27 protein-coding genes are annotated in these 23,606 nt (G+C 60.6%); 14 read left to right on the forward strand and 13 right to left on the reverse strand.

The window, feature by feature from the left end; translation table 11 throughout:
• The first annotated feature begins 4 nt into the window (after positions 1 to 4).
• Positions 5 to 1,360 (forward strand): metallophosphoesterase family protein, encoded by a 1,356-nt coding sequence (locus AB8B29_RS02960; protein WP_037193658.1) that lies wholly within the window; start codon positions 5 to 7, stop codon positions 1,358 to 1,360.
• An 86-nt stretch (positions 1,361 to 1,446) separates the two neighbouring features.
• A complete protein-coding gene (locus AB8B29_RS02965; protein ID WP_051963342.1) occupies positions 1,447 to 2,310 on the forward strand; it encodes a carbon-nitrogen hydrolase family protein in 864 nt (287 codons plus the stop codon).
• Positions 2,311 to 2,358: 48 nt separating this feature from the next.
• Here AB8B29_RS02965 and zwf read toward each other — a convergent pair whose 3' ends face one another.
• The 4 genes from zwf to AB8B29_RS02985 all read right to left on the reverse strand — a co-directional run bounded on the left by zwf (position 2,359) and on the right by AB8B29_RS02985 (position 7,772).
• Positions 2,359 to 3,879: a glucose-6-phosphate dehydrogenase gene (zwf, locus tag AB8B29_RS02970; protein WP_037193660.1), complete on the reverse strand. Its 1,521-nt coding sequence runs from the start codon at positions 3,877 to 3,879 to the stop codon at positions 2,359 to 2,361.
• Between the two features lie 171 nt (positions 3,880 to 4,050).
• Positions 4,051 to 4,821 (reverse strand): trans-aconitate 2-methyltransferase, encoded by a 771-nt coding sequence (tam, locus tag AB8B29_RS02975; RefSeq protein ID WP_037193662.1) that lies wholly within the window; start codon positions 4,819 to 4,821, stop codon positions 4,051 to 4,053.
• A gap of 15 nt (positions 4,822 to 4,836) precedes the next feature.
• On the reverse strand, positions 4,837 to 6,396 hold the full coding sequence (locus tag AB8B29_RS02980; RefSeq protein WP_037193664.1) for a TerC family protein: 1,560 nt from the start codon (positions 6,394 to 6,396) through the stop codon (positions 4,837 to 4,839).
• A 335-nt stretch (positions 6,397 to 6,731) separates the two neighbouring features.
• The gene (locus AB8B29_RS02985) at positions 6,732 to 7,772 is read right to left on the reverse strand and encodes a zinc-dependent alcohol dehydrogenase family protein (protein WP_113119234.1); all 1,041 of its coding nucleotides are present in this window, start codon (positions 7,770 to 7,772) and stop codon (positions 6,732 to 6,734) included.
• A 207-nt stretch (positions 7,773 to 7,979) separates the two neighbouring features.
• On the opposite strand from AB8B29_RS02985, the gene AB8B29_RS02990 reads away from it, so the two are divergent.
• The 3 genes from AB8B29_RS02990 to AB8B29_RS03000 all read left to right on the forward strand — a co-directional run bounded on the left by AB8B29_RS02990 (position 7,980) and on the right by AB8B29_RS03000 (position 9,538).
• Entirely contained in the window at positions 7,980 to 8,867 is an 888-nt protein-coding gene (locus AB8B29_RS02990) for a branched-chain amino acid aminotransferase (RefSeq protein ID WP_113119233.1), read from the forward strand.
• A gap of 227 nt (positions 8,868 to 9,094) precedes the next feature.
• Positions 9,095 to 9,217: a hypothetical protein gene (locus tag AB8B29_RS02995; RefSeq protein ID WP_271024474.1), complete on the forward strand. Its 123-nt coding sequence runs from the start codon at positions 9,095 to 9,097 to the stop codon at positions 9,215 to 9,217.
• A 69-nt stretch (positions 9,218 to 9,286) separates the two neighbouring features.
• On the forward strand, positions 9,287 to 9,538 hold the full coding sequence (locus tag AB8B29_RS03000; protein ID WP_037193671.1) for a DUF1488 domain-containing protein: 252 nt from the start codon (positions 9,287 to 9,289) through the stop codon (positions 9,536 to 9,538).
• Between the two features lie 5 nt (positions 9,539 to 9,543).
• On the opposite strand, the gene AB8B29_RS03005 is transcribed toward AB8B29_RS03000, so the two are convergent.
• From AB8B29_RS03005 to AB8B29_RS03015, 3 genes are all read right to left on the reverse strand, one after another.
• On the reverse strand, positions 9,544 to 10,773 hold the full coding sequence (locus AB8B29_RS03005; RefSeq protein WP_113119232.1) for an MFS transporter: 1,230 nt from the start codon (positions 10,771 to 10,773) through the stop codon (positions 9,544 to 9,546).
• On the reverse strand, positions 10,770 to 11,453 hold the full coding sequence (locus AB8B29_RS03010) for a YbhB/YbcL family Raf kinase inhibitor-like protein (RefSeq protein ID WP_113119231.1): 684 nt from the start codon (positions 11,451 to 11,453) through the stop codon (positions 10,770 to 10,772). Before AB8B29_RS03010 ends, AB8B29_RS03005 begins: the two co-directional genes overlap by 4 nt.
• Positions 11,454 to 11,561: 108 nt before the next feature.
• On the reverse strand, positions 11,562 to 12,377 hold the full coding sequence (locus AB8B29_RS03015; RefSeq protein WP_092573015.1) for a helix-turn-helix domain-containing protein: 816 nt from the start codon (positions 12,375 to 12,377) through the stop codon (positions 11,562 to 11,564).
• Positions 12,378 to 12,561: 184 nt separating this feature from the next.
• Here AB8B29_RS03015 and AB8B29_RS03020 point away from each other — a divergent pair, with 184 nt between their 5' ends.
• Positions 12,562 to 12,906 carry a nuclear transport factor 2 family protein gene (locus AB8B29_RS03020; RefSeq protein ID WP_113119230.1) on the forward strand — a complete coding sequence of 115 codons (345 nt, stop codon included), beginning with the start codon at positions 12,562 to 12,564 and terminating at the stop codon, positions 12,904 to 12,906.
• 60 nt (positions 12,907 to 12,966) lie between these two features.
• Here the strand turns inward: AB8B29_RS03020 and AB8B29_RS03025 are convergent, their stop codons facing one another.
• Positions 12,967 to 13,617, reverse strand: coding sequence for an aspartate/glutamate racemase family protein (locus AB8B29_RS03025; protein ID WP_113119278.1), 651 nt, complete (start codon positions 13,615 to 13,617; stop codon positions 12,967 to 12,969).
• Between the two features lie 142 nt (positions 13,618 to 13,759).
• On the reverse strand, positions 13,760 to 13,975 hold the full coding sequence (locus AB8B29_RS03030) for a hypothetical protein (protein ID WP_113119229.1): 216 nt from the start codon (positions 13,973 to 13,975) through the stop codon (positions 13,760 to 13,762).
• Here AB8B29_RS03030 and AB8B29_RS03035 point away from each other — a divergent pair.
• The 3 genes from AB8B29_RS03035 (at position 13,968) to AB8B29_RS03045 (ending at position 16,331) form a co-directional block, all read left to right on the forward strand.
• Positions 13,968 to 14,474 carry a hypothetical protein gene (locus AB8B29_RS03035; RefSeq protein ID WP_439006141.1) on the forward strand — a complete coding sequence of 169 codons (507 nt, stop codon included), beginning with the start codon at positions 13,968 to 13,970 and terminating at the stop codon, positions 14,472 to 14,474. The genes AB8B29_RS03030 and AB8B29_RS03035 overlap by 8 nt on opposite strands.
• Positions 14,475 to 14,765: 291 nt before the next feature.
• A complete protein-coding gene (locus AB8B29_RS03040) occupies positions 14,766 to 15,368 on the forward strand; it encodes a superoxide dismutase (RefSeq protein ID WP_034508020.1) in 603 nt (200 codons plus the stop codon).
• A gap of 120 nt (positions 15,369 to 15,488) precedes the next feature.
• On the forward strand, positions 15,489 to 16,331 hold the full coding sequence (locus AB8B29_RS03045; protein WP_113119228.1) for a metallophosphoesterase: 843 nt from the start codon (positions 15,489 to 15,491) through the stop codon (positions 16,329 to 16,331).
• Positions 16,332 to 16,334: 3 nt separating this feature from the next.
• Here the strand turns inward: AB8B29_RS03045 and AB8B29_RS03050 are convergent, their stop codons facing one another.
• A complete protein-coding gene (locus AB8B29_RS03050; protein ID WP_047559804.1) occupies positions 16,335 to 17,231 on the reverse strand; it encodes an AraC family transcriptional regulator in 897 nt (298 codons plus the stop codon).
• Positions 17,232 to 17,395: 164 nt separating this feature from the next.
• Between AB8B29_RS03050 and AB8B29_RS03055 the strand changes: the two genes are divergently transcribed.
• Complete coding sequence (locus AB8B29_RS03055; RefSeq protein WP_113119227.1) at positions 17,396 to 18,178, forward strand: SDR family oxidoreductase; 783 nt, start codon at positions 17,396 to 17,398, stop codon at positions 18,176 to 18,178.
• Between the two features lie 113 nt (positions 18,179 to 18,291).
• Here the strand turns inward: AB8B29_RS03055 and AB8B29_RS03060 are convergent, their stop codons facing one another.
• Entirely contained in the window at positions 18,292 to 18,993 is a 702-nt protein-coding gene (locus AB8B29_RS03060) for a helix-turn-helix transcriptional regulator (protein ID WP_047559687.1), read from the reverse strand.
• Positions 18,994 to 19,121: 128 nt separating this feature from the next.
• On the opposite strand from AB8B29_RS03060, the gene AB8B29_RS03065 reads away from it, so the two are divergent.
• From AB8B29_RS03065 to AB8B29_RS03075, 3 genes are all read left to right on the forward strand, one after another.
• Positions 19,122 to 19,757 carry a LysE family translocator gene (locus tag AB8B29_RS03065; RefSeq protein ID WP_113119226.1) on the forward strand — a complete coding sequence of 212 codons (636 nt, stop codon included), beginning with the start codon at positions 19,122 to 19,124 and terminating at the stop codon, positions 19,755 to 19,757.
• Positions 19,758 to 19,923: 166 nt separating this feature from the next.
• A complete protein-coding gene (locus AB8B29_RS03070; RefSeq protein ID WP_037193697.1) occupies positions 19,924 to 20,367 on the forward strand; it encodes a c-type cytochrome in 444 nt (147 codons plus the stop codon).
• Positions 20,368 to 20,469: 102 nt separating this feature from the next.
• Positions 20,470 to 21,384 carry a cytochrome c gene (locus AB8B29_RS03075; RefSeq protein WP_037193699.1) on the forward strand — a complete coding sequence of 305 codons (915 nt, stop codon included), beginning with the start codon at positions 20,470 to 20,472 and terminating at the stop codon, positions 21,382 to 21,384.
• Between the two features lie 13 nt (positions 21,385 to 21,397).
• On the opposite strand, the gene AB8B29_RS03080 is transcribed toward AB8B29_RS03075, so the two are convergent.
• Positions 21,398 to 22,177, reverse strand: coding sequence for a class I SAM-dependent methyltransferase (locus tag AB8B29_RS03080; protein WP_047559690.1), 780 nt, complete (start codon positions 22,175 to 22,177; stop codon positions 21,398 to 21,400).
• Between the two features lie 119 nt (positions 22,178 to 22,296).
• Here AB8B29_RS03080 and AB8B29_RS03085 point away from each other — a divergent pair, with 119 nt between their 5' ends.
• Positions 22,297 to 22,911: a C39 family peptidase gene (locus AB8B29_RS03085; RefSeq protein WP_312865248.1), complete on the forward strand. Its 615-nt coding sequence runs from the start codon at positions 22,297 to 22,299 to the stop codon at positions 22,909 to 22,911.
• A 40-nt stretch (positions 22,912 to 22,951) separates the two neighbouring features.
• Here the strand turns inward: AB8B29_RS03085 and AB8B29_RS03090 are convergent, their stop codons facing one another.
• On the reverse strand, positions 22,952 to 23,440 hold the full coding sequence (locus tag AB8B29_RS03090) for a GNAT family N-acetyltransferase (protein ID WP_037193702.1): 489 nt from the start codon (positions 23,438 to 23,440) through the stop codon (positions 22,952 to 22,954).
• Positions 23,441 to 23,606 lie beyond the last annotated feature (166 nt).

Below are 23,606 nucleotides of genomic sequence, written 5' to 3' on the forward strand. Positions count from 1 at the left end.
CCTCATGTCCGTCAGCGCTATTCCCTCCCTTTTGCCGAGAGGGCCGGGGCATCGTTTCGTGCTATACGGCGATTCCTGCTCCGGCGTTCCGGGTGCCCTGCATGAAGGCACCTTCGCTGCCGTAAACGCAGTCTTGCGCCGGCTCGATCCGCCGCCGGAATTCATTCTGTTTCCGGGTGACGAGATCATCGGGCTGACGGCCGATCCGGAAGCGCTGCGGGCGCAATGGCGGCATTGGCTCGATCATGAAATGGCATGGCTCGACCGGCAGGCGACGCCGCTCTGGCACACCACCGGCAACCACACGACCTATGACGAGATGAGCGAGCGGGTGTTCCGCGAGATGCTTCAGCTGCCGGAAAACGGGCCGCCGGGGCAGGAGGGACTGTCCTATTGGGTCCGCCGCGGCGATCTTCTGCTTGTTTTCGTCCATACGCTATGGACAGGTCTTGGCGGCGAGGGGCATGTCGAGACGGAATGGCTGGAGGCGACGCTGAGGAAGCATGCCGATATCAGGCACAAGATCGTCCTCGGCCATCATCCAGTCTTCCCGGTCAACGGCTTTTCTGGTGCCTACCAACGCGAAATCGGTCCCGAATATGCCGGGCGATTCTGGGATATTCTCGTGGAAGCCGATGTGCTTGCCTATGTCTGCAGCCATATGCTCGCCTTCGACGTTCAGGTTCATCGTGGCGTCCTGCAACTCTGCACGGCAGGGGCAGGTACTGCGCATCGGATGCCGGAGGAGGTGGAATATCTGCATTGCATCCAGGCCGCGCTGGATGCGGACGGGTTTCGCTATCAGGTGCTGGACACCGATGGCGTGGTTCGCGAGAAACTGCAATGGCCTTTTAAGCCGGCCGAGAATTGGCGGAATCTGTCGCCGGGATCGCATGCGGCAGGCTTCGGCGGCTCCAAAGGGCCGAACCATGTCGTCGAACTGCGGATTACGGGGTTCATGGCAAATGGGACTCATGCACCGGCGCAAACGCTCTTCTCCGCCTTCGATCCTCAAATCATCGCGCCGCTTTGGCTCGGCCAGCGCGGCCCGCATCAGACCTTGACCCTGATTCTCGGCCGCAAGCCCGGCCGCAGCCCTCATTATTGGTTCGGACCCGATCTGATCCCCGGCCAGCCTTTCGATATCGACATCGCCTTGCATGCCGGCATGGGACCGGGCGGCATGCTCTATCGCAAGCACGGGGATCACCGATGGAATTCATTCCACGGAGCCTCCGCAACCGGCCTCGAGCATATGGTCTGGCCGGCGCAATGGAGCGTGGGACATGGTCAGGGCGGTCCGGTGGATCGCCCTTTCATGGGTAGCGAACTCACCGTCCAGATTGGATGCGAAAGCTAGCGCTGTGGCAAGCATGTGCTTTCCGCCGCCGTTTCGGATTCTGCTAAACTGCTTGCCTGATCGAGTCGGAGGCAGGGAGTGTTGGCATGGCGAAATGGGATGGCGCCTACACTTGGCACAAACGGCCGTCGGCTGTCGGGGCGCCGGAGCGGCTACGCGTGGCGACGTGCCAGATCCCTGTCGGCCATGACATTGCAGCGAATACGACGCAGATTCTGTCGCTGATAGAAGCGGCGGCTGAGGCCGGCGCGGATGTCGCCCATTTCCCGGAATGTGCCCTGTCCGGGTATGGCTCTGCCAATTGGCCTGATTGGACCGGCTTCGACTGGGCGGCCCTTCAAGCGGCGCTGGAAAAGGTCCGATCGGCCGCGCGTGCGCATCGTGTTTGGGTCGTGACCGGCTGTGTGCACAATGACGAGGCCACCGGCCGGAAATTCAACTCCGTCTATGCCCTCGATCGTGATGGCAATATTGTCGGTCGCTACGACAAGCGTTGTTGTTCGGCCAATGATTTGCGCGCTTTCGAACTGGGCCGTCGACAGCTCGTTCTCGACATTGACGGCGTTGCCTGCGGCTTCCTCATTTGCCGCGATTGGAGTTATCCGGAGGTTTGGCGGGAATATGAGGGGCGTGTCGAGTTGGTCTTTCATTCCGCCTGCGCCGACGGACAAGGCCGTGACAAGAACGAGACGCACACCGTTCCCGCAATGATGCAGGCCTATGGCAGACAATATCTCTATGCGGTCAGCTCTTCCAATTCGTGCCGGCAGAGCCAGGACTACCCGAGCCTCTGGATCGAGCGTGGCGGCCATATGGGCGGCCAGGCTACGCGCCATGAAGCCGGCTTCACGATCAACGCACTTGCAGACGACCCGGAACAAGACCGCTTCTTTGCCGCGGTGCTTGAAGCACATCGCGCGGAGCGGATTTTATACGGGCTGGCCGAATAAAACGTAGATCGGCCGGGCCGGCATCTATCGATGCCGGCCCGTGCACATTCAAACCGTCTTTCTGCCCGGTTTATCGCCCGGCTGATGCCAGGTGCGGCCGTCGCGTCCGATGAGTTCGTCGGCGCAGGCCGGGCCCATGCTGCCGGGCGCGTAAGGATCGGGCTTGCCGCCCTCGGCCCAGAGATCGAGGAAGGGCTGCACGGCTGCCCAGCCGGCCTCGATGCCGTCGGCGCGCTGGAACAGGGTCTGGTCGCCGACGAAAAGCTCGTAGAACAGGCTTTCATAGCCCGTCTGCTTGCCGATATCGAAACGATCGGCATAGCGGAAATCGAGCGAAATCGGCGCGGTTTTCAGCACAAGCCCCGGCGATTTGATCGAGATTTCCATGTCCAGCCCCTCATCGGGCTGCACCTGGATGATGAGCCTGTTCGGCGGTAGCTGAGGGCGCGAATCGTGGCGGGGGAATTGTGCGAAGGGCACCTGCCGGAAGGTGATGACCACCTCCGTATCGCGCGTCTTCATCGCCTTGCCGGTGCGCAGGTAAAAGGGCACGCCGGCCCAGCGCCAAGTGTCGACCAGGAGCTTCAGTGCCACGAAGGTTTCCGTATCGCTGTCAGGCGCAATATCGGCGGTCTCAGTATAGGCGGGCAGATCCCTGCCGGCGAGAGGGCCGGCCGCATACGCGCCGCGCACACCGTTCTGGGTTGCTTCCTCACGCGAATAATGGCGCAGAGCTTTCAGAACTTTAGCCTTTTCGTTGCGGATCGATTCTGCGTCGAAGCTGTTTGGCGGCTCCATGGCCACCATCGCCAGGAGCTGGAAGAGATGGTTCGGCACCATGTCGCGCAAGGCGCCGGTCGCATCGTAAAACTTGCCCCGAAGGCCAACATCCACCAGTTCTGCTGCCGTGATCTGGACGTGATCAATGTAATTGTTGTTCCAAAGCGCCTCGATCATCATGTTCGCAAAACGCGTCGTCATGATGTTCTGGACGGTTTCCTTGCCGAGGAAGTGGTCGATGCGATAGATTTGGCTTTCTTCGGCATGATTGAGGAGTCGCGCATTCAGCGCCTGGGCCGAGGCAAGATCGTGGCCGAAAGGCTTTTCGATCGCGATGCGCCGGAATGCGCCCGTCGTTTCGTCGGTTAGGCCGTTTTCCGAAAGCTTTTCGGCGATATCACCGAAGAAACTCGGCGGCACGGCGAAATAGAAAGCCGCATTGGCGCTCGGCGCATGCGAAAGATAATCCGCGATACTCTTGTAGACAGCATTCTGGGTGAAGTCGCCAGAGATGTAGCTGATGCGCTTGCGCAGGCTTTGCCACGCCGCTTTTCGCTCCTGATCCTCGATGTCGCCTGATGTTTTCAAGAATGCATCCAGGCGCTCCAGCAGCATTTCGACGTTGCCGGGTTCGATGCCGATGCCGAGAACATGCAGATCATCGCCCACAAGCCCGTTGTGGGTCATGTTGATCAGTGTCGGAATAAGAAGGCGCCGGGTAAGATCGCCGGTCGCGCCGAAGATTACGAATGTCAGCGGCGGGGCCGGTGCAACCTCGGGGCTGGTCATGAGCGCATCTCCTTCTGGCGGCCATACAAGGGGCTTCTGGACGACATCGACTATCTCCTCGGAGCTATTGCTGTTTCAGCTTTGGCTGCTCGTGTTCTAGCGCGGGCCAACGCCGGTTGTCGATGGGATCGACAGACCGCTGTCAGCCCGACTTTTGGGATGGGGTGTCGCCTACTTCTTCACGGCGACCAGGAAGAGCCGCGGGAAGCGCAACAGCACCTTGCCGTCCACGAGCGGCGGATAGGCCTTTTCGATGCGTTTCAGATACTCGGCCGCGAAAGCGTCCCGATGCTCGGCGCCAGCGTGATCGAGATAGGGACGCAGGCCTGTGCCTTTGACCCATTCGACGATGGCAGCAGCATTCTCCAGCGCGTGATTATAGTTGGTGTGCCAGATATCGACGCGTGCCGACTTGCCGATCAGCCTGTTATAGTAGGCCGAGGGTGTGGGAAGGGGATTGCGGCGCACGCTTTTTTTCGCGAAAGCGTTGCTCCAGGGGCCGTTCTTCGCGGTTTCCTCCATCATCAGATGGTTGGGCTCGGTCAGATTATCGGGCATCTGGATAGCCAGTACGCCGCCGCGCTTCAGCCCATCCATCAGGTGATCGAAAATCTCAAGATGATCGGGCAGCCACTGAAAGACGGCGTTGGCAAAGAGCAGGTCGACGGGCTCTTCAGGGCGCCATGTGGCAAGATCGGCCTTGACGAAAGTCGTGCCGGGCATGCGCTTGCGCGCCGCTTCCAGCATATTCTCATCGCTGTCGAGACCGGAGACACCGGCGGCGCCATAGCGCTCGACGATCAATTCTGTCGAATTGGCGGGGCCGCAGCCGAGATCGATCGCTCGTTCGATGCGCTCCAGCGGCACCTGCGCCAGAAGATCGCGCGCCGGACGCGTGCGTTCATCCTCGAATTTCACATATTGGCCAGCAGACCATGCCATGAGCGTATCCTCTACCTAGATTGCATATTCCATCGGTTGAATCCGGACCTTGTCGATATTTCGGCCATTGAGTTTGACCACTTCGAAGGCGAGTCGGCCAGAGTTGAAGCGTTCGCCCTCATGCGGCAAATGGCCAAGGCCCCATAGAATGAAGCCGGCAAGCGTCGAATAGCGATCCGCCTCGTCGATGAGGTCGGTGCCGACAAGCTTCGACAGATGGCGAATGTCGATCCAGCCGTCGACGGTCAACGATCCGTCCTCGCCCTTGTCGATGGTCAGCGGCTCATTGTCCTCATCGGGGAATTCGCCGGCGATCGCTTCGAAGAGGTCGGTAGTCGTCACCAGTCCTTCGATTTCGCCATATTCGTCGAGAACAAGCGCCATCGCCTGGTTGGACTGGCGCAGCCGCTCCATCAACTTCAGCACATTGATGCTTTCATGCACGGCAAGCGGCTGACGGATGGAGCGCTTAATATCGATCTCGCCGTCCTGCAGCAGATCGCGCATGACGTCGCGCGCGCTGGCGATGCCGACGAAATTGTCGAAGCTGCCGCGGATGACCGGAAAGCGCGAATGGCCGATCTCGATGACGCGGCGTTGCTGCTCCTCGCGCGGCTTGTCGAGGTCGAGGCAGACGATATCCGTGCGCGGTGTCATGATCGAGCGGGCCGAGCGATCCGCGAGCGTCAGCACGCCGTGGATCATGTCCTTTTCCTCCGTCGAGAACACTTCCTCGGTCACCAGCTTTTCGGCTGTCCGCTCGCTCGTTTCGCCGAGAGCGCCCTGCGGCCGTTGTGCGCCGAGCAGGCCAAGAACGGCGTCGGCGGTGCGGTTGCGAATGTTGGTCGGCGTGATCAGCCGTTCCTTGTTGCGCCGGGCGAGCTGGTTCAGGGCCTCGATGACGATCGAGAAGCCGATTGCCGCATAAAGATATCCCTTCGGCACATGGAAGCCGAAGCCTTCGACAACAAGCGAAAAGCCGATCATCATCAGGAAGCCAAGGCAGAGGATGACGACGGTCGGATGTTTCGAGACGAAGGCCATCAGCGGCTTCGACAGGAACAGCATGACCCCGACGGCAATGATCACCGCAACCATCATCACCGAGAGCTCTTGCACCATACCAACTGCGGTGATGACACTGTCGAGCGAGAAGATGGCGTCGAGTACGACGATCTGGACGATCACCTGCCAGAAGACGGCATGAACGACCTTCTTTTCCCCCTGGGCCTCTTGTCCTTCCAGCCGCTCGTGCAGTTCCATCGTGCCCTTGAACAGCAGGAACAGGCCGCCGACGATCAGGATGATGTCGCGACCGGACAGGCCGAAGCCCCAGACGGAGATCAGAGGTGCCGTCAGCGTCACCACCCAGGCGATGGAGGCGAGCAGCGCCAAGCGTATGATGAGAGCCAGCGCCAGTCCGATCATGCGCGCGGCATCGCGCTGGTGCGGCGGCAGCTTGTCTGCAAGGATGGCGATGAAAACGAGATTGTCGATGCCGAGAACAATCTCGAGAACGATGAGGGTAGCAAGCCCGATCCAGGCGGATGGGTCGGATAGCCAGTCGAAGATCATTAATTCCTAAGCTTGGCGCCGGCCATGATAGGCCTGCCAATTCTTTCCTTCAGTTTTTCGGATGATATGCCGCGCGCCAATCCCAAAGCGCGGCTGGTACAGCCGGCGCTATCCGGATCGCATAGACCAAGCGGGTCGGCTTTCCTGGGACAAGAACTATAAGGCTCGCTATCGGGCATGGCCTGCTATCTGGACACGAAATCGCATTTGCGCAAGGGCGCGGGGCAGATCAATCTACCTGAGTTCCATGACATTTTTTCAAAAATGCTTTTTTGCCCATGGTTTCGACCACTCTGAAAGGTTGACGGCGGGCCGTATTGCGCTCGGAGTGAGATTCAAAATTGCGTGATGACGCTGATCCCCGTGCCCTCGGCCTTGTCCAGCGTCGTCAACGCCGGAACGGCCTCCTCCAGACTGATCCTGCGGCCGATCAGCTTTTGCGGCGCAATCTTGCCGGCCGCCAGCATGTCGAGCATGGCATCGTAGCGCCAGGCCTGCATGCCGTGGCTGCCGTAGATTTCCAGTTCATGGCCGATGACTTGCGCCATGGGGATCTGCGGCGTTGCATGCTCGCCGAGCATCAGGCCGACCTGAACATGCCGGCCGCGCCGGCGCAGGTTCTTGATGGAGTTGAAGCAGGTTGCGGGGTGGCCAAGCGCATCGATCGACACATGCGCTCCGCCCTTGGTGATCTCGCGCACCGCTTCCGCGACATCGGCGACGCTTGCCGCGTTGATCGTCGCCACAGCGCCGCACTCACGGGCGAAAGCCAGCTTCTCGTCCGAAATGTCGATGGCGATGGCATTCGCTCCGAGCGCGCTGGCGATCATGATCGCGGAGAGGCCCACGCCGCCGCAGCCATGCACGGCGATCCACTCGCCGGGGCGGGTTTTCGCCTGATCGGCGACGGCGCGGAACGAGGTGGCGAAACGGCAGCCGAGGCTCGCCGCCGTCGCATCATCTATCGTCTCGGGCAGTTGAACGAGGTTCGTGTCGGCATAGTCGATCGCGACATATTCGGCAAAGGAACCCCAATGAGTGAAGCCGGGCTGGAACTGGTTGGGGCAGACCTGCTGGTTGCCGGAATGGCATTCGGCGCAATGGCCGCAGCCTGATACGAAGGGAACGGTGACGCGATCGCCGACCTTGAAACGGACGACGCCGCGACCGGTCGCCACGACCTTTCCCGCAAGCTCATGCCCGGGTACGTGAGGGAGCCTGATATCTGGGTCATGGCCCATCCAGCCATGCCAGTCGCTGCGGCAGAGCCCGCTCGCGCCGACCGCGATGACAACGCCATCCTCGCCCGGCGTCGGGTCGGGCAGGGTGCGGATCTCGGGCATCACCTCGAAGGCCTCGTAATACATCGCTTTCATCGGACTTCTCGCTTTTCCTAACGGTCGTTGCAGGCCATCATTTTTCCTGATGAACCTATTCGTCAAGCTGTTGTTTCGGCGCATGAAAATTGCGCTATGAATGCGGTATCAGGCGCTTTGTTGCAAATGGATTTTGTCGCGCAGTTTCTGCTTGACCCTGGGATTGTGCGGTTATTTGCTTTTCGCCACGTTAGAGAGGAAACCACCATGGCCGTCGATACATCGCCCCGCACCACCACATGGACCCATGTCGAAGGAGAATGGCTTACCGGCAATCCGCCGCTGATCGGGCCGACCTCGCATGCCATGTGGCTTGCCTCGACCGTGTTCGATGGCGCGCGCTGGTTCGACGGCATCGCCCCCGATCTCGATCTTCACTGCCAGCGCATCAACCGCTCGGCTGTGGCCATGGGGCTGAAGCCGATCAAGACATCAGAGGAAATCGAGGCGCTTGCCTGGGAAGGCATCAAGAAATTCGATGGCAAGACGCCGCTCTACATCAAGCCGATGTATTGGGGCGAGCATGGCTCTGCAGGCAGCGTCGTCGCCGTCGATGCGGAATCGACCCGTTTCGCACTGTGCCTGTTCGAGGCGCCGCTCGGCGGCACTGGTGGTATCACGCTGACCGTCTCGCCCTTCCGTCGTCCGTCGCCGGAAACGGCGATGACCGACGCCAAGGCGGGCTCGCTCTATCCGAACAGCGGCCGCATGATCCTGGAAGCGAGGAAGCGCGGCTTCGACAACGCGCTCGTGCGCGACATGAACGGCAATGTCGCCGAGACCGCCTCATCCAACGTGTTCATGGTCAAGCACGGCGTTGTCTATACACCGGTCGCCAACCGCACCTTCCTTGCCGGCATCACCCGCGCCCGCGTCATCGGCCTGCTGCGCCAGGAGGGTTTCGACGTGCGCGAGGAGACCCTGTCTGTCGAACAGTTCACGGACGCCGATGAGATCTTCACGACGGGCAACTATTCCAAGGTCGTTTCCGTCAATCGCCTGGACGACCGCGAATTCCAGCAGGGGCCAGTCGCCCGCAAGGCTCTGGAGCTCTACATGCATTGGGCACACGGACGCCGCACCAGCGAAGAATGAGGGCGACGGGGAAGCACTAAGCCTCGGTGAAGCGCAGAGTTCGGCGGAGGCCGCTTTCCGCCGGATCATTCGTCAGCAATAGTCGATGCGCTTTCGGATCGGAACAAACATAGGCGCCAAGGCGCAAAAGAATAAATTACGACATAAGAAATATTGAGAATTAATCCCGCACCGATTGCTATTGTGGTAAAGTGAACTTGGTCGGCATAACCACTAAGGAGGCCGCCATGAAAATTTCTCTTCCTGCGTCTGTCTATCTCTTCGACTATTACAGGGTTTTTCTTCAGCTCTGTGTCGTGTTGGCGATTGCATTCATCATCTATTCGACGCTGTTCGGATTGACCTGGTGATATCGGAAGCGATCGAAGCCGTCGGCCCATGAAGGCGGACGGGTCCATATTATTAAGAGGTAGTCGACGATGAGCCTGAGCTTTCCCAACCGCAGCCGCAGTTACGATGCCTCGGCACGGCGCATCCGTTTCACGGGCCATGACGGCATGTTCGAGGTTCCGTTTCTCGTCGAGGCGGATGTCTTCCCGGGTGCCAGCACCGAGGCCGGCTATCTAGCCGCCTTCGATGCCGGTCGCGACGCGATCCAGAAGGTCGCAACGAAAGCCTATGGCTATGCCCGGCGGCGCCTCTATATCCTGACGGCGAATGATTTTCGCTGACGGGATTACTCGGTCTCTTTCCTAGGGCTGACCCACCAGCAGTAAATTGCCCCGATCGCCAGCAGCACACAGGTTCCGAGGAACACGGCGCGCATGCCGATATGGCCGCCGACGAAACCGCCCATGACGGGACCTGCCACCTGACCGACGTATTGTGAGGAGATGGAGAGGCCGAGGATGCTGCCGGTGGCTGCATCCGGCACATTGTGGCGGATAACGGCGGTGATGCAGGGCAGGAGCCCACCAAGTGCCACGCCCATCAGGAAACGCAGCGCGATCAATTGCCAGGCCGAGGTCACGAAAGCCTGCGGGATCAGCAGCAATGCTGCGACCGCCAGGGCTGCCATGATCACGGTCCAATGGCCGATGCGGTCAGCGAGCTTGCCGAGCCATGAGGCTGACAGGATGCTGCCCAGGGCCGCCGCGGCCATGACAACGCCGGATACCATTGTCACATTCGTATCGGCCACGAACTGCGCGACATAGATTGTTATGATCGGCTCGATCGACATGTTGGCCAGCATCAGCAGCAGGCCGATCGACAGCATGGCGATGACGGGGCGTTTGTCGGGGATAGAGGCCCAGCCGCCGCTGGCTTTCGCCGCCTTCTTCCGCGCCGCCGATTTCTCCTCCTTGATGAGGAACGTCGTCGCCAGGAAGGTGAAGAAGATCACGCCGCCGGCGAGCAGGAACGTACCGCGGATGCCGATCAGCGGCGGCAACGCGCCGCCGATCAGCGGTCCCACGAGGTTGCCTGCCATGATGCCGGCGGACAGCGTGCCCAGCGCCCAGGCCGAGCGATGCTTCGGCGTCTGCGTCGCCACCAGCACCATGGAGCCGGAGGCGTAGCCGCCGGCAAGGCCGGTGAACAGGCGCAACGCTACCAACTGCCAGACATTGCCCGCCATGCCCATCAGCGAGATCGCGACCGTCATGCCGAGGCTGGCGCGCACCAGCATCAGCTTACGGCCGTAGATGTCGCCGAGCCGCCCCCAGAGCGGCGCGACGAAGGCGGCGGCGAAGAACGTGGCGCCATAGGCGATCCCAGACCATTGCACGATCGCCGCCTTGTCGGTAACGCCGAGCTCCTCGACATAGATCGGCAGGAAGGGAAGCAGTAGCGTCATCGCCACGATGGTCGTGAAGGAGCCGACGAGGCAGATGATCAGGTTCCGCATCCAATGAGCGGTTTCCGGCTCAGCAGGTGCCGCTGCTTCCCATCTCGTCTCGGTCATTTCCTGGCCTTCGCATTCATTGTGTAAAACAATTCCCGGCTGCCTGACGCAAGGATATGACCCTTCGCGGCGGCGAGCAGGTCGGCGCGGGTGAACAGGTCGGGAAGGTTCAGTCGGTCGACATCCAGCGCGTAGACGGTGACATGATAGCTGTGCACGCGCTCGTCGTTCCAGGGCGGGCATGCGCCCATATACCCCCCATGCGGCCCATCCTTCAAGTTGCCGCCGCCGGCGCCGTTCTGGCCGCGCCGCCCGTGGTCCGTGCGCTCGAGCGGCAGGCCGCTCGCCGAGGGGCCACCGCCATCGGCGCCTTCGGCAAGCGTCGTGCGGGAGGCGGGAATATCGGCAAGGACCCAATGGACGAACTCCATCCGCTTGAAGTCTTTCGGGATGGCCTTGTCGTCCTTGTTGAACAGCGAGAAGTCGGTCGGCACATCCGGATCCACCATGGTCACGGCATAGGAGCGCGTGCCTTTCGGCCCCTTCGCCCATGACAGGGGAAGGCTCTTGTTCGGACCGGGCGCCGATTTGTCGTTCGGTGTCGAAATGCAGGAGGCATTCTCCGGCGACAGCATCCGGCCGTTGCTCTTTTCGATCGTCACCTTGAGATCGGCCGATAGGGCCGGCGTGGCGGCCGCCGCGGCTACAATAGCGGTGATGAGGGTGAGACTGTTTTTCATGACGTTGCCCTTTCGCGTTTCGTTCCATGCGAGCTTTCGAGGGCAGGGTCTAGCAAATCCACCCTGAGCACTGGCGCACGCAAACGCTCAATATTCGGCCAAAAACGCTCACGCGCTGCGCAGGCGGCCCGCGAAGCGGCGAGGGGAACGATAGCCTGTCGCAAGGGCCGCCTCGCGCAGCGACAATCCGTCTTCGACAAGCAGCGTCGTGGCCAAGGCAATACGCTCGCTCGCCAGCACGTCGCGCAGCGACGCACCCTCCCGCGACAGGCGGCGGCGCAGTGTTGCATTGCTCGTGCCGAGTTCGGTGGCGATAAGATCGGCGGTCCAGGGACGATCCGGCTGCCAGCGCACCAGAGCGCGTACGGCATCTGCGGTCGTTTCCAGCGAGCCCGGCAGCGCGCCGCGCATGCCGAGTACCATGAGCACTTCCAGGAGGCGATGCTCGATCAGGGCGGTCGGCAGGCCGCCGGCGGCGATACCTTCGCCGGCGTGATGGACGGCGGCGGCCAGCAGCGAATCCAGCGGCAGATCGATCTGCGAGGCGACGCGGGCGGGCGGGAAGGCTTTGGTGGCGCGGCGCGCGAGTTGGTCGGGAAAGGTGATGAAGATCGCCCGATAGATGCCGCTCTGCGGATCGGGATCGTTGACGACATCGCCGCTCCAGCCCGCGGGCAGCACGATCACCGTGCCGGCGGCAAAGCGCCGATGCCGTCCCATGCTCAGGATTTCCTTGGAGCCTTCGAGGATGGCAACAATCGAGAGCTGGGAAAAGGCCGAGCCGGCAATGCGCTCGCGTTCGCGCGTGACGAAGGTGAAGAGTGTGGAGTAGCTGTTTGCGCCGACCGGCATCGCGGCGGGACGATTGTCCTTGGCCGCCAGGCGGCGCAACTTTTCCAGTATGTAATTGTGGGCCTCGGACACGACGATGGCTTTCTGCAGATGAGGGGCGTCGTCAAGTTTGGACCACACGGGTGACGATGCCAAGGCCGCAAAGTGCCTTGTCGGTTCGGTTGGCATATGTTATAACCGATTGCGTTTTGCAATCAGTTTGCGGCTAACTCAACAAATTTGGGGTTGGTCGCCTGCCTTGGAGAGGAGACGCATCATGAGTTCTCTTGAAACTGTCCGCTGCGATACGGTGCGGCGCCTGTTTACCGCCTATGTGGCGCAGCATCCCGATACCGTCGCTCCGATGCTGGCCCCTGATTTCACCTTTTCCAGCCCGCGCGACGATCACATCGACCGGCAACGGTATTTCGAGCATTGCTGGCCGAAAGAGAAGGTGTTTCGTGACATTCACATCGAGCATCTGGTGCCCGATGGCGACGACGTGATCGTCAGCTATCGTGCCGAGAAGATGGACGGCAACAGTTTTCGCAATGTCGAACTGATCCGTTTCGCCGGCGACAGGATCGCCGAGGTGAATGTCTATTTCGGGCGGGACGTCTGACGCAATTCCAGGAAAGGTGCGAAGCGGATTTCCATCCGGAATTGCGTAAAAATAGCCGCTTCAGACGGCAGTGATCTTCGACAAGGCTGCCGCCAGAGCGGTCGTCGGACCACTCATGGGGTGGGCGCAATTTTCAGGGAGCAATTGCGCGGCGTCGGTCATAGAGGCCTGCGCGAAAACCACCGTGACGGGGCCGTCGCCATGGGCCGCCTCCACCGCCTTGGCGATGGATGCCAGATAGGCCGGCTGATCGCCCGCCCGAAACAATGCCCATGCGCCGGGGATCAATCGAACCTCGATCGCAGCACCGGTCGCTTCGGCCGCCGCCTCGAACAGCCCGGTGGTCGGGCCGATGGTCGTTTCGACGGTGCAGAGCACGATCACCTTGCCAGCCGCTTTGACGGCCTCTTCCGCAAGCACGCCATCGGCTCTGACGATCGGAACTGCTGCGTTTGCGGCGGCTTCCGATATCGCCGGGCCGAGAGTGGAGCAATTGAGGACGACAGCATCCGCATCCCGCGCAAGGCACTGCAGGACATCAGCCGTCTCCATCACGATATCGCTCGTCAGTCCTCCCAGCCGTTCGGCAGTCAAGAGGAGGTCGGCGCGGACATGATGATGAAGGGCGCCTGCCGGAAGGCCAAGCTGCCTTGCTGCATCCTCATAGATCGGGATATTGCTGTCGGCTGTGTGCAGGCAGGCTATTTTCACGGAATTTGTCTCGCTGAGGCCACTCGACACTGTCGGGATTCGCCGAGGCTAGCCTCTGGCGATCTCGTTGTCGACGCGTGTCATGTCGCAGATCGTGGCCGCGCTGCTTCAACCTGAGAGCAGCCTGACGTCGCAGCGTGCGCTATTCGGCGTCCGCAACGGGCGTGATCGGTTCGATATCGACTTCCTGCGTCACACGTTCCTGGGCGACGTCGTCATTGCGCATCCGGTATTGCGGGGAATTGTCCCTCGCCGGAAGAAAAGCCGTGATCCGGTAAATGTCCGCCGCTTTCGGGGAAAGACCTTTCCGGCTCTTGAGTCGAACGATCTGGCCGATGGGGAAACGGTGGATGGGCACGGTACACTTCTTCTTTCCGGCCACCTCTGTTGCATGGCCTTGTTATCATGGCGCTCTGGCGCGAATGTCGTCTATCGGGAAATGCATGTCCGGCAAGACGGCGGAGATGCCGCTTGCCGAACATCGTGGCCTGATTGTCGACGGAGTGATCGCGGGCTGCCAGTACATCCGTGGTCAGCGCCGCATTCCGTTCAAATCATGCCAATCTGAGCTTGGAAACAGAGCTGCGGCCCATGCCGTCCTGCTCGATTTCGAAGATCAGCTTCTGACCTTTTTTGAGTGTTTCCAGGCCGGATTTCACCACTGTTTTCGCGTTAACGAAAATAGCGACGCTGCCGTCGGTCGGCTGAATGAAGCCGTAGCCCTTTTCCAGGTCGAAATTCTTGACGATACCATTGAACATGCTGTCTCCCCGGGCCTGGCATGGTCAAATGACGGCAGCTGTGCCGTCCATATCCAGACCATACGGTTGAGGAGATCGGCGGGTCGAGAACTCTGACGCCGCGAAGAGCCAAGCCACCCAAAACGATCCTTTGCAACTACAGGATGATTAAGGCTTAAATAAGACCAGTCTTGGCTGAAAGCGCGAATAGACCGTCTTTGCTGCATTTAGATGGCGATACCACGTCCATGCTGGCTTGATCGGCGCAAATGGTATCCGGCTGATGGCGGGTAAATTTTCCTCCGGCCCGCGACTTTTTTGGCATGTCGCCGGTTGCCCTTCCAAGCATCCCCTCCTATGTTCCGGATCACCTGCCGACGCAATTTTTTGCCAAGAGGAGATATGACCATGGCTTTCGAATTGCCTGAACTTCCCTATGATTACGAAGCGCTTTCGCCGTTTATGTCGCGCGAGACCCTCGAGTATCACCACGACAAGCACCACAAGGCCTATGTCGACAACGGCAACAAGCTCGCCGCTGAAGCAGGCCTTTCCGATCTCTCGCTCGAAGAGATCGTGAAGAAGTCCTTCGGCACCAATGCCGGCCTCTTCAACAATGCTGCCCAGCACTACAACCACATCCATTTCTGGAAGTGGATGAAGAAGGGCGGCGGCGGCAACAAGCTGCCGGGCAAGCTTGAAGCAGCCTTCGCTTCCGATCTCGGCGGCTACGACAAGTTCAAGGCCGATTTCGCTGCTGCCGGCGCCACGCAGTTCGGTTCGGGCTGGGCATGGGTTTCCGTCAAGAACGGCAAGCTCGAAATCTCCAAGACCCCGAACGGCGAAAACCCGCTCGTTCATGGCGCCAACCCGATCCTCGGCGTCGACGTATGGGAACACTCCTACTACATCGACTACCGCAACCTGCGCCCGAAGTATCTCGAAGCCTTCATCGACAGCCTGATCAACTGGGACTACGTCCTGGAGCGCTACGAAGCCGCAACGAAATAAGCTTCGCCGTATCGGCTGGCTTTCACACCCGGCGTCACCTTGGCGCCGGGTGTTTTCTTATCCGCCGATCGTCAATAATGATGTTGTCCGCGTACCGCTTTGCCGGCCCAAGGAGGCTGCATGTCGTCCACACCGCTCTTCCGCTTCGGTGTCGTCGCAGATCCGCAATATGCCGATCTGGAGCCCAACCTGACCCTCAATCGCTATCCCGCGAACAGCCTTGTCAAACTTCGCGAGGCAATAGAAGAATTCAACCGGCACGAGCTCGCCTTTGTCGTGACCCTCGGCGACATCATCGACCGCGAATGGAAGGGCTTCGACGCCATTCTGCCTGTCTATGAGACCTTGCGCCACCCAAAGCATTTCCTGCTCGGCAATCACGATTTCGCTGTAGCGCCCGAGCATCTGCAGGCCGTTCACCAGCGCGTCGGCATGCCGTCGGCCTATTACGATTTCGGCCATGCGGGCTATCGCTTCATCGCGCTCGACGGCAACGAGATCAGTGTCTTTGCGCCGCCGGAGGGCGATCCTCGCCGGGATGAGGCGAAAGCGCTGATGAAGGCGCTGGAGACTTCGGGGGCGTCGAACGGCCAACGCTGGAATGCCGCCATCGGCAGTACCCAATATGCCTGGCTAGCGGCCAAACTGCGGGCAGCGAAGACGGCGGGCGAGAAAGTCATCGTCATGAACCACTACCCGATTTTCCCTGACGATTCGCATAACGCGCTCGACAGCGACCGTATGCTGGCGCTCCTTGCCGAACACGATCATGTCGTCGCCTATCTCAACGGCCACAATCACGCCGGCAATTTCGGCGTCGTCGGCGGAACTTATTTCGTCAATTTCAAAGGCATGGTCGATACCGAAGACAGCAACGCCTTTGCGATCGTCTCGGTCCATGAGGACCGGCTTGATGTTGTCGGGTTCGGTCGGGAGACAAGCAGAAGGTTGGCGTTGAGCTGACGCTCACTCCGCCGCCATCCGCATCTCTGCCACATCCCGCTTCGGCGGTGTGCCGAACATGCGGGTATATTCGCGGCTGAATTGCGAGGCGCTTTCGTAGCCGACCCGATAGGCGGCGCTCTCCACATTGGCGTGGCCGGCGACCATGAGCCGGCGGGCTTCGAGCAGCCGCATCTGTTTCTGATACTGCAGCGGCGTCATCGAGGTCAGCGTCTTGAAATGCTGATGGAACGAGGAGGGGCTCATGCGCGCGGCGGCGGCAAGTTGCTCGATGCGCACCGGCTCGGCGAAATTGTCGCGCAGCAGACGGATGGCGTCGGCAATGCGGCGGGTCTGGCCGTCGGGCAGCACCAGCTTGCAGACCTCGCCGCCGTTGGGTCCGGTGAGCAGCCAGAAGCAGATTTCTCGCATAATCGCCGGATAGAGCACCGGGATGGCCTTTGGGGTCGCGAGCAGCCTGGTCAATCGCGCCAGGCAATCGGCAAGCGGCTGGCTGAGATCTTCGACGAAGATGCCGAGACGGGCACTGCCGGCCGGCTTCGGCGGCGTGTCGAGCTGCTCCATCACCTCGCGCATCATGCCGACATCGAATTCGAGGGAGATGGCGATATAGGGCTTCTCCGGGCTTGCCTCGATCACCCGGCCGGATGCGGGCAGCTCGATGCTGATGATCAGCGCCTGCATCTCGGCATAGTCGATCACCCTGTCATGCAACATCAATTGCTTGGCACCCTGGACGATCACACAGAGCGCCGGCCTGTAGATCATCGCATGCGGCATCTTAAGCTCCGTCGAGCGCATGATGTGCAGGCCATCGATGCCGGTCGGAAATATCCCGTTGTCGCCGTCAGGGCTGGCTTCGATGAAGTGTGTGAGTGCGTCTTTGAGAGCGGATGACATCGATGGTCTCCAGGGCAGGGTGCCGATGTCGTCATCATAGCAGTGTGACATCGGGCGACAAGGTAGTTGGAGGAATAGGCAAGAAATTCGAGAGTTCCGGCATTCAAGGAAATGGCTCGACGGGCGTAGACTTCCGTCATCAAGCATTCTCTGGAGTATGGCAAATGACGACTGAAAATATTGATAAATCAAAGGCAAAGATCGCAATCATCACAGGCGGCAGCCGTGGTCTCGGCCGAAACACGGCCATTCATCTCGCCCGCCGTGGCGTCGATGTCATCCTGACCTACAACTCAAAGAAGGCGGAAGCCGACAGCGCCGTGGCCGAGATCGAGGCACTTGGACAGAAGGCCGTGGCGCTGCGGCTCGATGCTGGAAGCGTCGCCACGTTCGATGATTTCATCGCGGCCATCGGCCATGCGCTGCGCCAGACCTGGGGGCAGGACCGTTTCGATTTTCTCGTCAACAATGCCGGCACGTCCTATCACGCATCCTTTGCGGAAACGACGGAAGCCGAGTTCGACAAGCTCTACAACGTCCATTTCAAGGGCGTCTATTTTCTGACCCAGAAGCTGCTGCCGCTCATTCAGGATGGCGGCCGCATCGTCAACATTTCCTCCGGCCTTGCCCGCTTCAGCAACCCGGGCTCGTCGGCCTATGCAGCGATGAAGGGTGCGGTTGAAGTTCTCACGCGATATCTCGCCAAGGAGCTTGGTTCTCGTGGCATCGCCGTCAATACGGTGGCGCCGGGTGCGATCCAAACAGATTTCAGCGGCGGCATCGTTCGCGACAATCCCGAAGTCAACAAGATGGTTGCGTCGATGACGGCACTCGGCCGGGCCGGCCTGCCCGACGACATCGGCCCGATGATCGCCTCGCTGCTTTCGGAGGACAATCGTTGGGTCAATGGCCAGCGCATAGAGGTCTCCGGCGGCATGGTGGTTTGAATTAGATATACGGACTTGCTGTCCTTTTTGGCGTCGTATTTAGGATCAATCTTCGATGAGACGAGTTTTCGGGGCCACGCCATTCGGGCATGGTCCTGAGCCTCCGCAGTCGCTCAGGGCGCGGCAGCTTGTGCATTCACCTGCCAGCCATTCACCCACATCTGCCGCAACGCGTCTCCTTCGCCCTTGAACGATCGTCCGGTCGCCTCGCAGCTCTCGATTCTATCGCTGCGGAAGTTGCGGATCGCCTGGCGCAGCTCGCACCATGCGACGATGTTGGCGGTTTCGGCATAATAGATCAGCGCAATCGGGCGGATGATGCGCTCGGTCGCGCGGCCCAGTTCGTCGCGATAGGCGAGATCCAGCTTCTCCTCGTCACGAATGGCGCGGCGTACCAGCGCCAGATCGGTGGCCGAGGCCGATGGCGCGGCAAAACCCCAGGCATGCAGCGCGTTGGCGTCGATGGTCTGGCGCAGGGGCGGCGGCACGGCGCCGGCAATCTTGGCGCTTACCCGCTTGGCCGCCTGCTTCAACTCATCGTCGCCGGTGCGTTCCAGCAGCGCCAGCGACAAGACGATCGCCTCCATTTCCTCGATCGAAAACATCAGCGGCGGCAGGTCGAAGCCGGGACGCAGGATATAGCCGATGCCGCGCTCGCCCTCGATCGGCACCCGCATCGCCTGTAGTGCCGCGATATCGCGATAGACCGAGCGAACGGTCACCTCCAGCCGCTCCGCAATATCGGCGGCCGTCACCGTCCTTTTGGCCAGCCGCAGGATCTGAATGATCTCGAACAGGCGCGATGCCTTGCGCATTTCATCCTCTCCACCTGAAGACTACTGACAACACCCCGTCAGTTGTTCCGATCTATAAGGCTGTCTATCGAATTGAAAATCAACAATTTCCTCTGCTGGATTCGTGCAGGGGAGGATAGGCAACTGACATGGGTTACGCGGAAAATCTCTGGCTCTTCTTTCTTCTTCTCGTCGGCATCATCATCGTACCGGGCATGGATATGCTGTTCGTCCTTGCCAATTCATTGACCGGCGGCAGCAATCGCGGATTGGCCGCCACCGGCGGCATCATGCTCGGCGGCGTGGTGCATTCGCTGAACGGCGCTCTCGGTATCGGCCTGCTGATGCATTTCGTGCCCATTCTTTTCAACCCACTGCTCATTGCCGGTGGCGCCTATATGGCTTTCATCGGGGTCACGCTCATGCGCAGTTCCATAACCGTCGGGCAGGAAGGGCCGGCCGGCAGTCGCTCCGCCTGGAAGGCTTTCCGCCAGGGAGCGGTGACCTGCCTGATCAATCCCAAGGCCTATCTCTTCATCTTTGCCGTGTATCCGCAATTTCTGAAACCGGATTACGGGCCGATGTGGATACAGGCCGTCATCATGGGAGCCATGACCATAGTAACGCAATTTGCCATCTATGGCGGGCTTGCCGTCACCGCCGGGCGCAGCCGTAATCTGCTGATTGCCAATCCCCGCGCGACTGCCCTTGCCGGCCGCGCCGCCGGGTTGCTCCTTGTCGCGGTCTCGGCGTTCACCGTCTGGGAAGGGCTCAGGATGGCGTGACTTGGGGATGGCGCAGCCCGTGTGTCGGGAACATGACACTGATTTTGCTAGGTTCTCACCACTTTGTGACTTCATTGCCGGAGCGGAAACCGGCAAACATGTCACCCGTGACCATGCGCCGGCCGCGCACGCGGTCTTTGTGGCTAGTGAGAGGTAGGAGAACAAAATGAAGTGGAAAGCGATTGTGGCGGCAACGGCTTTGGCCGGCATCGCCCTGGGTTCGGTCGTCGCAGCCGACGGCACGCATGATTCCCGCATCGGGATGATGAAGAAGATCGGCGGTGCGACGGGCGCTCTCGGAGCGATTGCCAAGGGCGACAAGCCCTATGATGCCGACATCGTCAAGGCCTCGCTGTCGACGATCGCCGAAACCGCGAAGGCGTTTCCGGATCAGTTCAATCCGCAGAGCGACAAGACCGACGCCGAGGTCAACCCGAAGATCTGGGACAATCTCGATGACTTCAAGGCGAAGGCCGCAAAGCTCTCCACCGATGCAGAGACCGCGCTCGCCCAGCTCCCGGCTGACCAGGCCGGCGTCGGCGGAACGCTGAAGACCTTGGGCGGCAGCTGCGGCGCCTGTCATCAGGCCTACCGCATCAAGAAAGACTAAGCGGTAGGTCGGCCTCGTCTGAAAATTGGTTTCGGCATCCGCATCGGCCTTGCCGCCGATGCGGATGCCTTATGGTTTTAAAGCCGAGCTAAAGGGGTAGATGTGATGGCGCGGTTTGTCCGGTGGCTGCTTTGCCTTGTCGGCGTGATCGTTCTTGGCTGTGGCGCGTTCTATGTCGTGACCGCGCCGTCGCCCTTGCCGGCGAGCCATTGGGCCAACCTCGGCGATCCCGATGTCAAGAACGGCGAGATGGTGTTCTGGGCCGGTGGCTGCACGAGTTGTCATGCCGCGTCCGGTGCTCAAGGGGACGCGAAGCTGGTGCTGTCAGGCGGCCTGGCGCTCACCAGTCCTTTCGGCACCTTCCATGTGCCGAACATCTCGCCGGATGAAAAGGCCGGGCTCGGCAGCTGGACACTGGCCGATTTCGGCAATGCCATGAAGCGGGGTGTCGGCAAAAACGGCGAGCATCTCTACCCGTCCTTCCCGTACGGCTCCTATACCCGCATGAGCGACAAGGACATCAACGATCTCTGGGCCTTCCTGAAGACGCTACCGAAGAGCGACAATGTTGCCCCGCCGCATGAACTGCCGTTTCCCTTCAACATCCGGCTGGCGCTCGGCGCCTGGAAATTCCTCTATCTCAACGACCAGCCGCGCGTCGTGCTTGCCAATGCGGATGACAAGATCAAACGCGGCCAGTATCTGGTGGAGGGCCTGGGCCATTGCGGCGAGTGTCACACCCCGCGCGATGCTCTCGGCGGCTTCTTGAGCGGCCAATGGCTGGCCGGAGCGCCCAATCCCGAGGGCAAGGGGCAGATTCCGGACATAACACCCGGTTCCAAGAAGATCGGCAGCTGGAGCGCCGGGGATATCGCCAACTATCTCGAAACCGGCTTCACGCCCGAGTATGATTCCGCTGGTGGTTCCATGGCCGAAGTGCAGCAAAACATCGCCCATTTGCCGGCTGCTGATCGCGAGGCGATTGCTGCCTATTTGAAGGCGTTGCCGTCGCGGTGAGGCGAAGGGTTTGTTAGACCGCATCCGAGCGCCGGGCGAGATAAAGATGCGTTTCGTATCGCAGCTCGAATTCGCCGCCATTGGCATTGATGGCATCGGCAATGGCAGAAAGAAGCGCCGCCAGTTCCTTCGGCGGTAAAAGCCGATAGCCTGAAAGCGTACGCAGCAGGGCGGTATAGCTTTGCGCGGTATGCTTCCGGCTCCAGCGATAGCAATGCTGTGCCGGCGCTTCGAAATATTCGGATTGGCGCAGCAATTCCGCGAATGGACCGTCCGGCAGATACCATGCCTCTGCCGGAGGCCCGGAGAGTTGAGGTGCATGGCGGGCATGGATATCGGCGAATTTCTCCCCGAACGGCGGCTCGGGCGGCATTGGTACATTGCCGAAAACTGCCAGGGTTCCATCCGGTGCAAGCGGGGCAGCGGTCTTGGCGAAGCGCAACTCAGGCGAAACCCAATGGAAGGATTGTGCGGCAGCGATCAGCTTGAACGCTCCCACTTCGCCCGGCCAAGCCTCGAAGGTGGTCTGCACAAAGCGAACCTTGGCAAATTCCTTCAGACCTTTCCTTGCAACCGCGATCAATTCCTCGCCCGGATCGAGCGCGAGAACGGAAAGACCCCGCCGCGCAAACGCCTGCGTCGCCTGTCCTGTGCCGCAGCCGATTTCGAGGATCTCATCCCTGTCGTTGAGGCCGGCGAAGGCGATCACATCGTCGAAGAGCCTGTCGGGATAGGTGGGGCGGGCATTGTTGTAGAGGCTGGCGACGCCGTCGAATGTGAACCGCTGTTCCAAGGCACGCCTCCCGTTGCAGATCGAAGCCGACAGCCATTTTTCTAGCGCATTTGCGATAAAGCTTATAGCGGCAATAGCGCGGGATTCGGCAACGGGAGAGAGCAGTCGTGGACGTAAGGGTGGCGCATCAAGTTCCCTATTTCAGCCAATGGGAAACGCCTGACATGACGCTGGCTGTCGTGGCCGAGGGCGCGCAGGTGGCTTTGCTGAGGGACCCGCTCTGGGCGTCTTCCGGCGCAAGCAGCGTCGAAGATTATGCCCGCTGGGCCGGCAATCTCTGCGGCATGGCCTGCCTGAAGATGGTGCTTGCCGCACGCACCGGCAAAACAGTTCCACTCATGGATCTGGCGATGGGATGCAAGGAGCATGGCGGCTATGTCGAGGAGCCGGACGGCAGGATCAAGGGGTTGATCTATGCGCCCTTCGTTCCCTTCGTCAGGGAGCGCTTCGATCTGAATGCCAGGGTCGTCACCGGGATTTCCGCCGCTGACATTGCCGATATCCTCGGGCAATCGGAGTTCTTCATCGCGTCAGTGCATCACTCGATCCGCTGGCCCGAGACCGAGCCGCCGGCAAAGGGCGGCCATCTGGTGCTGGTGACGGCCATCGATGGAAGCAGGATCCGCTTCCACAATCCGTCCGGTCACGTCGATGCGACGCGTGAGAACGCGGAGATGTCACTGGAGGTATTCGAGAAGTTTTTTGCAGGCCGCGGGATCGCCATCGATCACTAAAGCTTGGAGCAGTCGACGGCAATCCCTGTAAAGGCCGGCATCAGGCCAAAGCCTGCAGATAGCGCATGCCGGTGACCGGACGCGGCTTGAAATCCATGTTTTCATAGAAGCGGTGCGCCTGAACATTGCCTGTCGCGGCGCCGACGGAAAGGAAGCTGCAGCCGGACTTGCGGGCCACTTCGCGGGCGCGGTCGACGAGATGCTGCCCGATGCCGTGGCCGCGATGGCCGTCGCGCACGAAGAGATGATGCAGGTCCATGCCTCGCTGTCCCTCTTGCGCCTTGTAGAGCGGCACGAGGATGGCGTAGCCGATCAGCCCGTTCTCGCCTTCGGCCACCAGCGCCGTGATCCAGGGCATCGGGCCGAAAAGATCGCGCTCGAGCTGCTCGGGTGTCGCGCCGGAAGGGTCGCCGTGATGGGCGGCCAGCAGCCGGATCATGTCGTTCAGCTCCGGCAGGTCGCGCGGGTGCGCATTGCGGATGGTCAGAACAGGCGGGCGGAGTAGTGAGATGTCGCTATCGTCTAGCATGGCATTTGCGTCCTTGTTTTTTCAATGAGCCGTCAGGACGCTGCCGATACAACAAAGCCGCCTGACGGCGGCTTGTTGACAAAATGATCTGTCTTGGCCGCCCCTTACAGGTACAGCCAAAAATACGAGCGATTATGGAGCGCGTGCTTGATCATGGCGCATAGAT

Origin of the sequence: Rhizobium sp. 11_C7_N12_5 (assembly GCF_051811145.1) — a bacterium.
GTDB classification, from domain to species: Bacteria; Pseudomonadota; Alphaproteobacteria; order Rhizobiales; family Rhizobiaceae; genus Rhizobium; species Rhizobium lusitanum.

Excerpts from the sequence above, each read along its gene's own strand:
- AB8B29_RS02990 (WP_113119233.1), top strand. The coding sequence starts at position 7,980 with ATGGCCGTCGATACATCGCCCCGCACCACCACATGGACCCATGTCGAA.
- AB8B29_RS03065 (WP_113119226.1), top strand. The coding sequence starts at position 19,122 with ATGGGTTACGCGGAAAATCTCTGGCTCTTCTTTCTTCTTCTCGTCGGC.
- AB8B29_RS03070 (WP_037193697.1), top strand. The coding sequence starts at position 19,924 with ATGAAGTGGAAAGCGATTGTGGCGGCAACGGCTTTGGCCGGCATCGCC.
- AB8B29_RS03050 (WP_047559804.1), bottom strand. The coding sequence starts at position 17,231 with ATGTCATCCGCTCTCAAAGACGCACTCACACACTTCATCGAAGCCAGC.
- AB8B29_RS02965 (WP_051963342.1), top strand. The coding sequence starts at position 1,447 with ATGGCGAAATGGGATGGCGCCTACACTTGGCACAAACGGCCGTCGGCT.
- AB8B29_RS03010 (WP_113119231.1), bottom strand. The coding sequence starts at position 11,453 with ATGAAAAACAGTCTCACCCTCATCACCGCTATTGTAGCCGCGGCGGCC.
- AB8B29_RS02980 (WP_037193664.1), bottom strand. The coding sequence starts at position 6,396 with ATGATCTTCGACTGGCTATCCGACCCATCCGCCTGGATCGGGCTTGCT.
- AB8B29_RS03045 (WP_113119228.1), top strand. The coding sequence starts at position 15,489 with ATGTCGTCCACACCGCTCTTCCGCTTCGGTGTCGTCGCAGATCCGCAA.
- AB8B29_RS03055 (WP_113119227.1), top strand. The coding sequence starts at position 17,396 with ATGACGACTGAAAATATTGATAAATCAAAGGCAAAGATCGCAATCATC.
- AB8B29_RS03060 (WP_047559687.1), bottom strand. The coding sequence starts at position 18,993 with ATGCGCAAGGCATCGCGCCTGTTCGAGATCATTCAGATCCTGCGGCTG.
- tam (WP_037193662.1), bottom strand. The coding sequence starts at position 4,821 with ATGGCATGGTCTGCTGGCCAATATGTGAAATTCGAGGATGAACGCACG.
- AB8B29_RS03035 (WP_439006141.1), top strand. The coding sequence starts at position 13,968 with ATGGGCACGGTACACTTCTTCTTTCCGGCCACCTCTGTTGCATGGCCT.
- AB8B29_RS02995 (WP_271024474.1), top strand. The coding sequence starts at position 9,095 with ATGAAAATTTCTCTTCCTGCGTCTGTCTATCTCTTCGACTATTACAGG.
- AB8B29_RS02960 (WP_037193658.1), top strand. The coding sequence starts at position 5 with ATGTCCGTCAGCGCTATTCCCTCCCTTTTGCCGAGAGGGCCGGGGCAT.
- AB8B29_RS03020 (WP_113119230.1), top strand. The coding sequence starts at position 12,562 with ATGAGTTCTCTTGAAACTGTCCGCTGCGATACGGTGCGGCGCCTGTTT.
- AB8B29_RS03005 (WP_113119232.1), bottom strand. The coding sequence starts at position 10,773 with ATGACCGAGACGAGATGGGAAGCAGCGGCACCTGCTGAGCCGGAAACC.
- AB8B29_RS03090 (WP_037193702.1), bottom strand. The coding sequence starts at position 23,440 with ATGCTAGACGATAGCGACATCTCACTACTCCGCCCGCCTGTTCTGACC.
- AB8B29_RS02985 (WP_113119234.1), bottom strand. The coding sequence starts at position 7,772 with ATGAAAGCGATGTATTACGAGGCCTTCGAGGTGATGCCCGAGATCCGC.
- AB8B29_RS03040 (WP_034508020.1), top strand. The coding sequence starts at position 14,766 with ATGGCTTTCGAATTGCCTGAACTTCCCTATGATTACGAAGCGCTTTCG.
- zwf (WP_037193660.1), bottom strand. The coding sequence starts at position 3,879 with ATGACCAGCCCCGAGGTTGCACCGGCCCCGCCGCTGACATTCGTAATC.
- AB8B29_RS03000 (WP_037193671.1), top strand. The coding sequence starts at position 9,287 with ATGAGCCTGAGCTTTCCCAACCGCAGCCGCAGTTACGATGCCTCGGCA.